This is a genomic window from Bacillus sp. PSXD-155 (assembly GCF_049310765.1).
GTDB classification, from domain to species: Bacteria; Bacillota; Bacilli; order Bacillales; family Bacillaceae_G; genus Bacillus_A; species Bacillus_A cereus.
Genome location: NZ_JBMOWC010000096.1, coordinates 1 through 9,890 on the forward strand (window position 1 = coordinate 1; position 9,890 = coordinate 9,890).

A 9,890-nucleotide genomic window follows, 5' to 3' on the forward strand; every position below is an offset into this window, starting at 1 on the left:
TTATCGAGCGTAATCGACAAAATTTTTCTATTTACGCATTAAAAATTTAATGTTTTAATGAACAACATAACTGGTATGACCAGACAGAAAGGAGAAGGTTACGCTAATAGGAATTATAGTGAAGTTGTAAGTAACATTATGTCGAAAGTAATTTTCTAAATAGTAAATTTATTTATAAGAGGTCAAGAATCAAATTTGTAATAAACGTGTTCTAAGTTTCTGCATAACAAAAGTGAAGTTATTCCGCAATAAAAGTATAAGCGATGTACAGTATAATTTCACCTTTTGTTGTCTAGTAAGGAGTTTGCTGACAAAACTGAGAGATATATTAGAAAATTGAAATTAAACAATGTTATGACAAGATTAACTGTAAGTATTGGTTTATTGATTCTCGTGGTTCTGTAAGTTAAACCGCAATTCTAGGAAAGAATTAATAATTTACTATTCATAGGGTGCTTGATTCAAATATAGTTAATAAATTTTTGTTATTTACATTTGAGAAAATAGAGTATCGAAATGAGAGATAAGTAAAATCCTTACATCCTATTAGAAGTAAAAAATAACGATATTACCCTATCTGAAAGATTTCTCCTTCCTAACCAGTTTACAAAGAGAAAGGTCGTACAAGTTATATGAATTAAGTTATAAAAACAATGGTAAAGGAGTGTACGGAATGAAAACTAAAATAATTACAGGATTATTAGTCACATCCATTGTAACTGGAGGAAATATTCCTATCAATACTCTCGCAACACCAATCGTTCAAGCAGAAACTCAACAGGAAGGAATGGATATTTCCTCTTCATTACGAAAATTAGGTGCGCAATCTAAATTAATCCAAACGTATATTGATCAATCTTTAATGAGCCCTAATGTACAGCTAGAGGAAGTCACAGCTTTAAATACAAATCAATTCCTAATCAAACAAGATATGAAGGAATGGTCATCGGAACTCTATCCACAGTTAATTCTATTAAATTCAAAAAGTAAAGGATTTGTAACAAAATTTAATAGCTATTACCCGACATTAAAATCGTTTGTAGACAATAAAGAAGACAGAGAAGGGTTTTCGGATAGACTTGAAGTACTGCAAGAAATGGCTATGACGAATCAAGAAAATACGCAACGGCAAATCAATGAATTAACAGATCTTAAATTACAGCTAGATAAAAAATTAAAAGATTTTGATACCAATGTGGCAACTGCTCAAGGCATACTAAGTACAGATGGAACAGGAAAAATAGACCAGTTAAAAAATGAAATATTAAATACCAAAAAAGCAATTCAAAATGATTTACAGCAAATTGCATTAATACCAGGGGCTTTAAATGAACAGGGATTTGCTATATTCAAAGAAGTTTATAGTCTTTCAAAAGAAATTATTGAACCAGCTGCTCAAGCAGGGGTGGCAGCGTATAACAAAGGAAAAGAAATTAACAACTCTATTCTAGAAGCAGAGAAAAAAGCAGTGCAAGAAGCAACAGAGCAAGGTAAAACTGCTCTAGAGATTGAATCAGCAAAAAAAGCAGCTCGTGAAGCAATTGAGAAAAGCAAACAAGGTGAAATAGCAGCCGCAGCCGCAGCAAAAACACAAGAGTATGACCTGATGAAGGTCATTGATACCGAAAAGATTAAGAAAACATTTGGCGTTTTTGCTGAAGTAAATAAATTAACAGCAGAGCAGCGAGCATATTTAGATGATTTAGAGAAACAAAATCAAAAAATATATGATTTAACAACGAAATTATCAATAGCTGATTTACAAAAATCAATGCTTCTTCTTACACAAAATGATTTGCATACGTTTGCAAATCAAGTAGATGTAGAACTTGATCTACTAAAGCGCTATAAAGAAGATTTAAATCTAATAAAAAATAGCATTACAAAATTATCTACTAATGTTGATGCAACTAACGAGCAGTCTCAAAAAGATACATTAAGACAATTAAAAAATGTAATAAGTTACCTTGAAGAGCAAGTATATAAATTTTGATATTACGTTTTTGGAAATCTATAAAGAGTATAAGCATTTAGCGAAAGAAGGAGAATAGTCATGAAGAAATTTCCATTCAAAGTACTAACTTTAGCTACATTAGCAACTGTTATAACTGCTACTACCGGTAACACTATTCATGCATTTGCACAAGAAACGATTGCTCAAGAACAAAAAGTAGGCAATTATGCATTAGGCCCCGAAGGACTGAAGAAAGCATTAGCTGAAACAGGGTCTCATATTCTAGTAATGGATTTATACGCAAAAACAATGATTAAGCAACCAAATGTAAATTTATCTAATATCGATTTAGGCTCAGAGGGGGGAGAGTTGCTCAAAAATATTCACCTTAATCAAGAGCTGTCACGAATCAATGCGAATTACTGGTTAGATACAGCGAAGCCACAGATTCAAAAAACTGCTCGTAATATTGTAAATTACGATGAACAATTTCAAAATTATTACGACACATTAGTAGAAACTGTACAAAAGAAAGATAAGGCAGGTCTAAAAGAGGGTATAAATGATTTAATTACTACAATCAATACAAATTCAAAAGAAGTTACAGATGTGATTAAGATGCTACAAGACTTCAAAGGAAAACTATATCAAAATTCTACAGATTTTAAAAATAATGTTGGTGGTCCAGATGGGAAAGGTGGATTAACTGCAATATTAGCAGGTCAACAGGCAACGATTCCACAACTTCAAGCTGAAATTGAGCAACTTCGTTCTACTCAGAAAAAACATTTTGATGATGTATTAGCATGGTCAATTGGTGGTGGATTGGGAGCAGCTATTTTAGTTATTGCAGCTATTGGAGGAGCGGTAGTTATTGTTGTAACTGGCGGTACAGCAACACCGGCTGTTGTTGGTGGACTCTCGGCTCTTGGTGCAGCTGGTATCGGTCTAGGAACTGCGGCTGGTGTCACAGCATCTAAGCATATGGACTCCTATAATGAAATTTCTAACAAAATCGGAGAATTAAGTATGAAAGCAGATCGTGCTAATCAAGCAGTTCTTTCGCTTACTAACGCGAAAGAAACATTGGCATATTTATATCAGACTGTAGATCAAGCGATATTGTCTCTAACAAATATTCAAAAGCAATGGAATACAATGGGCGCAAATTATACAGATTTACTGGATAATATCGATTCTATGCAAGACCACAAATTCTCTTTAATACCAGATGATTTAAAAGCCGCTAAAGAAAGTTGGAATGATATTCATAAAGATGCAGAATTCATTTCAAAAGATATTGCTTTTAAACAGGAGTAGAACTGAAATTTAAAACCTAAATTGGAGGAAAATGAAATGATAAATAAAATCCCTTATAAATTACTCGCTGTATCGACGCTATTAACTATTACAACTGCTAATGTAGTTTCACCAGTAACAACTTTTGCAAGTGAAATTGAACAAACGAACAATGGAGATACGGCTCTTTCTGCAAATGAAGCGAGAATGAAAGAGACTTTGCAAAAGGCTGGATTATTTGCAAAATCTATGAATGCCTATTCTTATATGTTAATTAAGAATCCTGATGTGAATTTTGAGGGAATTACCATTAATGGATATGTAGATTTACCTGGTAGAATCGTACAAGATCAAAAGAATGCAAGGGCACATGCTGTTACTTGGGATACGAAAGTAAAAAAACAGCTTTTAGATACATTGAATGGTATTGTTGAATACGATACAACATTTGACAATTATTATGAAACAATGGTAGAAGCGATTAATACAGGGGATGGAGAAACTTTAAAAGAAGGGATTACAGATTTGCGAGGTGAAATTCAACAAAATCAAAAGTATGCACAACAACTAATAGAAGAATTAACTAAATTAAGAGACTCTATTGGACATGATGTTAGAGCTTTTGGAAGTAATAAAGAGCTCTTGCAGTCAATTTTAAAAAATCAAGGTGCAGATGTTGATGCCGATCAAAAACGTCTAGAAGAAGTATTAGGATCAGTAAACTATTATAAACAATTAGAATCTGATGGGTTTAATGTAATGAAGGGTGCTATTTTGGGTCTACCAATAATTGGCGGTATTATAGTGGGAGTAGCAAGGGATAATTTAGGTAAGTTAGAGCCTTTATTAGCAGAATTACGTCAGACCGTGGATTATAAAGTAACCTTAAATCGTGTAGTTGGAGTTGCTTACAGTAATATTAATGAAATGCACAAGGCGCTTGATGATGCTATTAACGCTCTTACTTATATGTCCACGCAGTGGCATGATTTAGATTCTCAATATTCGGGCGTTCTAGGGCATATTGAGAATGCAGCTCAAAAAGCCGATCAAAATAAATTTAAATTCTTAAAACCTAATTTAAATGCAGCGAAAGACAGTTGGAAAACATTACGAACAGATGCTGTTACATTAAAAGAAGGAATAAAGGAATTAAAAGTGGAAACTGTTACTCCACAAAAATAGGGAAATATTAATTCTGCGTAAAGTGAACTAAAACATAGAAAGTCTATGATTACACTGTTAAACAGAAAAGTAATAATTAATAAATCCTTATATAACAGAAAGGCGGAGTCTCATTAAAGACTTCGCCTTTCAATTATATATAAGTATGATTCGAATAAAAAATAACCTTGTAGTTTAATTGCTTTTTTAAAATTTGCAACAGAATCGGTTAATTTGAAGCAGATTATATACATTTTCTTTAATACTTAATGATTTGAAGGTTGCTAAAGAAAGTTCAAACGATACTGATAAAAGATGTAGAACTCATTTTGAAAGACATCGCTTTTTAATAAGATTAGAACTTGAAACCATACCTTATATAGGAGGAATACGAAATGATGAAAAAAATCCCTAATAAACTACTCGCTGTATCAGCGTTTTTAACTATAACAACTACTTATGCAGTCATACCACTAGAAACTTTTGCGATTGAAATTGAACAAACGAACAATGAAAATATATCTCTTTCAGCAAATGAAGAACAGATGAAAAAAGCTTTGCAAGATGCTGGTTTATTTGCAAAAGCTATGAATGAATATTCTTATTTGCTAATTAATAATCCAGATGTGAGTTTTGAAGGAATAACTATTAATGGAAATGCAGATTTACCTAGTAAAATTGTTCAAGATCAAAAGAATGCAAGAGCACATGCTGTTACATGGAATACACAAGTAAAAAAACAGCTTTTAGATACATTGACAGGCATTATAGAATACGATACAAAATTTGAAAATTATTATGAAACATTAGTAGAGGCGATCAATACTGGAAATGGAGATACTTTAAAAAAAGGGATTACAGATTTACAGGGAGGAATTCAACAAAATCAAAAGTCTGCAAAAGCATTAATAGAAGAATTAATTCAATTAAAAAATGCTATTGGAGAAGATGTTAGAACATTTGGAAGTCATAAAGAGACATTGCAATCGATTTTAAAAAACCAAGGTGCTGATGTGGAGGCTGACCAAAAGCGTCTAGAGGACCTTTTAGGACAAGTAAAATATCAGAAAGACATAGAATCTAAGGGATTAGACATGGTAAAAATCCCCTTTATTCCAACCTTGATTGCTGGCGGCATCATGATAGGTGATGCAAGAGGTAAGTTAGGTTGGCTAGAACCTGAATTAGCAAAATTGCGTCAGACTGTAGATTATAAAATAACATTGAATCGTGTAGTTGGAGTTGCATTTCATAATATTAGTGATATGCATAGTATGCTTGATAGTGCTATCACTGCTCTTACTTATATGTCTACGCAATGGGAGGATTTAGATTCTCAATATTCGGGTGTACTGGGACATATTGATAAAGCTGATCAAAAAGCTGATCAAAATAAATATAAATTCTTAACCCCCAGCTTGAATGCAGCGAAAAACAGTTGGAAAACATTAAAAACAGATGTTGTCACTTTGCAAGAAGGGATAAAAATTGCAGAGAAAAAAGAACAGGATTTTTTGAATCAGCTTCGTCCATCAAACGTTTTCTACTTTTATAAAAAAATTCATAACGCATACACTTTTGAAATAAAGACTGGAACAAATGCGCCAAATGCGTCTTATAAAGTTATGAATTTAACTAAAAACACTGTTCATAATATGTGGAGTGGAGGGGCTAATACTAACATGTGGGCTGATTGGCTTTCATTCAATCCAAATGATGAATTTGCGGTAGTAGCAGTAGTGGATGGTAAAGAATATGTTGTGTATAAAGACAAAGTACAAAATATAATGAACTGAATCTGAAAGTAACGAAGTAATTGGAGCTGGAGAATAAACTAGACACCAAGTTAATTGAAAAATCTCCTTATATCCTAGAATATTTTGCTCAAGAAAAAGAATTTGTTCAGCGAAAAAGTAAATATTGAACCAAGGAGTTAGTTGTATTATGTGTATGGTTTTACCGAAAGGTTTCAAGTACATTACTCATACAATTATGTAGTTATCCTGAAGCATCTACAGGTGTTCTTATCGACCTTGAAGAACTACTTAGCTTCCTAAGTGGAGTGACTTTATGCAAAATTAAGTGAACGTTTTTGTACATAGATTAGTTGACATTTATATAGATTTTTTTCATTTTCAAAGATAGTTTTGTTTTTTATGTTATTTTTCAAAAATTACTGTTGAAGTTTCTATATTCATGACTCAGCATATAATCATTGTTTGATGAAATGACATACCACGTCCCTTAAAGTTTCATACGTATTACGATAACTTAAAGAAAAAAGATAATAGTAGTCAACGGTTACTATTATCTTTTTTGAACTATTTTTCATTAAAATATCTCATCTGCTGTGCTCCTTATTTACTTTTCCAGATTTTATCCTAGTTTAAAATTTATGCATTTGAACTGTTTATACAATTTGTAGGATTTTTAGCTTTTTTGTCGAATACACTTAATGCAAGGAGGGACATTACATGATTATTAAAGATTATTTCATCAACCTTTCTATTTTTTCTTTATTAGTTAGCGCAGCAATATTTATTCAAGTGTTTACAATTAATTCTAGTCGATATTTCGAAAAGCTCTATGGAGGGATTATTGCAGTTACGTTAATGTTCTTTTCTTTTCCATACATGGGATTTTCCTACGATCTTCGAGTTGTTCCTCTTATTCTATCTTTTATTTACTTTGGTCGTATTGCTGGTTGGATTACGTTAATTAGCATAATTGTAATGCGCATCTTTTACACTGGAGGGTATTGGGAACCTCCTGTGATTGCTTATTTAGGTATGGGGATTCTATTTTCTACTTTTAAAACTTATTTTAAAAAACTACATCCTTTTAAAAGTGCATCGTTATATTTTTCTGTTTTTATTGGAATAAAGTGGTTAGTTGGCGTATTATTTAATACTACATTACTTTACACAGGAGGCCTATTATATATAGCGTTAGGACTTTTAATTGGGCTATTTCTTATGGAAGCCTACCAGAGATTGTATTATTTAACACAGGACTTATCTAAAATGAATCGAGAATTAAAAAAATCGAAGCAAGAACTTGCAGATACCGTGCATGAGCTTCAAGGAGGAATTTTTAAATTTAAAAAAGTGGATAAGCACTTTATACACACTTTATGTGATGGACAGTTTTATTATCAAAACGGATTTTATTCTGAACAGGTGGTAGGAAAAAGCTTACGTACTATTGATGCTTCTATTGTTCCTCCACATTTAGTTCCACAATTGATGAAGTACTATCTTCAGGCATGGGAAGGAAAAGAAATTATATTTGAATTACCTTGGCCAAATGATAAAACTATTATTCTTATTGCGCTTAGGCCGATTAAACGAAATGGACAAGTTATTGAAGTTGTTGGTTCAACAGTTGATATAACCGAAAGGAAAAAGGTAGAATCAGAATTAAGCGCTACCAAAGAATTATTGGAATCATTTATAAAGCACAATCTAGATGCTATTACCATTTCTGATCGAGAAGGGCATATTTTACAAGCCAATAAAGCTTATGAAAAGATATTTGGGTGGTCATCACAAGAAATCATAGGTAAGAGATTACCTTGTGTACCAGATTTTTTAATGGAAGAATCGCTCGGAAATATTCAGAAAATTCTAACGGGAGAATCTGTGGTTACTAGATTAGAAACTGTTAGACAAAGGAGCGATGGGAGTCTTCTTGATGTTAGTCTGACAGTTTCTCCTATACTAGATGTAAGAGGAAATGTGATAGCTTTATCAGCAATATGTAGAGACATCTCTGAAAGAAAACAAGCAGAAAGAGAACGACATCGATTACACCGGCAATTAAGAGATAGTGAAATGAAGTACCGTGCACTAATCGAACAAGCAACTGATGCGGTATATGTAGTAGAGTTGAATGAAGAGAATGCTCCAAGTCGATTTATTGAGGTAAACCCTGTTGGGTGTAGAAGGTTTGGATATAGTAGAGAAGAGTTGCTCTCATTATCATTTTCAAATATAGTACCACAAGATTCTCAAATGATCGTAAGGTTATTAGAAAAAATTAAAAAGGGACAAACTTCCTTCACTTTGCAAGATGAATATGTTTTTCCAACAGGAAAAGTAATAACAACTGAGTTTAGTGTTCGTGTTTTTAACTTAAATGGTAAAAAAGTTTTCCTAAGTATTTCTCGTGATATCACTGAACGGCTAAAAACAGAAGAATTATTACGAAAATCTGAAAAACTTGCTGTTGTAGGACAATTAGCGACTGTAATGGCTCATGAGATTAATAATCCATTAACTGCAATGAAAGGGTTCATGCAATTACTAAAATCAACGGAAAGTGAGAATAATCAGGGTTATATTAATATAGTATCATCAGAGATTGAGCGTATAGAGAGCATTACAACTGAATTTATGGCGGTAGCCAAACCACAGGTAGTAAAAATGCAACCTAATGACATTAGTGTGCTAATGGATCAAGTTTTAATGCTACTACAACCTCAAGCAATGATGAATAATATAAAATTTAGAATCGATCTTAACCCTGGTATTCCATTGATTTCATGTGAAGGAAATCAATTAAAACAAGTATTTGTTAATATATTAAAAAATGCAATTGAATCTATGCCGATGGGAGGGGAAATTCTGATTCAATTAAATATACTTGATAATAATCAAGTAAGCATTCGTTTTATCGATCAAGGGTGTGGGATTCCAAAAGAACGTATACCATACCTCGGAGAACCTTTTTATAGTATTAAAGAAGAGGGGATTGGCTTAGGGTTAATGATCTGTTATAAAATCATTGAAACACATCAGGGAAAGATATTTATTGAGAGTGAAATGAATAAGGGGACTATAGTTGAAGTCACTCTCCCTATTTATACACTTCAAAATTAATATATTCTTTTACTGAAATTTTTTAAGAAACCATACAAAATGTAATGCTATTAAACAAAAACTGAATAGAACTTTCTATCGTTGTTGTTTACAAGAGGAAATGACAAACGCAATAAGACATGGGAAAGCGAGAAACGATACAAGTCTTGTTACAATATCATACAAATCATGTAATACTTCCAAAACAAGATTGTCTGTATATGTCGAAGAGTTATATCCCCGATACACTTAATCAATTAACTATAGAAATTGGTGGAATGAAACGAAAATGTAAGTATCATAGGAACCTATGGTTAAATCAAAAAATCTCTACTACGGCTCTTACTCAACTGTGTATTCAGTTTAGAAATCATAACAGGGATTTTATTAAGCATGGAGGGAATTAATCGACACTTTAACTTAGCTTCTGCAGCTGTCTACTGTTCAAAAAATAATTTCTGTATGTTATACCAAAAATAAAGAATGTACTTTTAGAATTTATAAAAAATATAATTAGGATTAAATTAAAACCTTCCAAAAAGCATGTTATAAAAACATCCTTTCTTTAGAACCAAAAGAAAGGATGTTTTTAATATCGTAACTATGTTTGAAAA

General features: G+C 32.2%; 5 protein-coding genes and 1 pseudogene. All 6 read left to right on the top strand.

Translation table 11 applies throughout. The annotated features are described in order from the left end of the window. Positions 1–673 precede the first annotated feature (673 nt). On the top strand, positions 674–1,993 hold the full coding sequence (hblC, locus tag ACO6VI_RS32235; RefSeq protein ID WP_063547310.1) for a hemolytic enterotoxin HBL lytic component L2: 1,320 nt from the start codon (positions 674–676) through the stop codon (positions 1,991–1,993). A 60-nt stretch (positions 1,994–2,053) separates the two neighbouring features. Then, complete coding sequence (gene hblD / locus ACO6VI_RS32240) at positions 2,054–3,274, top strand: hemolytic enterotoxin HBL lytic component L1 (RefSeq protein ID WP_063547311.1); 1,221 nt, start codon at positions 2,054–2,056, stop codon at positions 3,272–3,274. Between the two features lie 36 nt (positions 3,275–3,310). Beyond that, positions 3,311–4,438 carry a hemolytic enterotoxin HBL binding subunit HblB gene (gene hblB, locus ACO6VI_RS32245; protein WP_422425135.1) on the top strand — a complete coding sequence of 376 codons (1,128 nt, stop codon included), beginning with the start codon at positions 3,311–3,313 and terminating at the stop codon, positions 4,436–4,438. Positions 4,439–4,812: 374 nt separating this feature from the next. Next, the gene (hblA, locus tag ACO6VI_RS32250; RefSeq protein WP_086388591.1) at positions 4,813–6,213 is read left to right on the top strand and encodes a hemolytic enterotoxin HBL binding subunit HblA; all 1,401 of its coding nucleotides are present in this window, start codon (positions 4,813–4,815) and stop codon (positions 6,211–6,213) included. A gap of 20 nt (positions 6,214–6,233) precedes the next feature. Continuing rightward, positions 6,234–6,461: pseudogene (locus ACO6VI_RS32255) on the top strand (hypothetical protein); the annotation flags it as partial. 430 nt (positions 6,462–6,891) lie between these two features. After that, positions 6,892–9,297: a PAS domain S-box protein gene (locus tag ACO6VI_RS32260; protein ID WP_161520454.1), complete on the top strand. Its 2,406-nt coding sequence runs from the start codon at positions 6,892–6,894 to the stop codon at positions 9,295–9,297. The last annotated feature ends 593 nt before the right edge of the window (positions 9,298–9,890 follow it).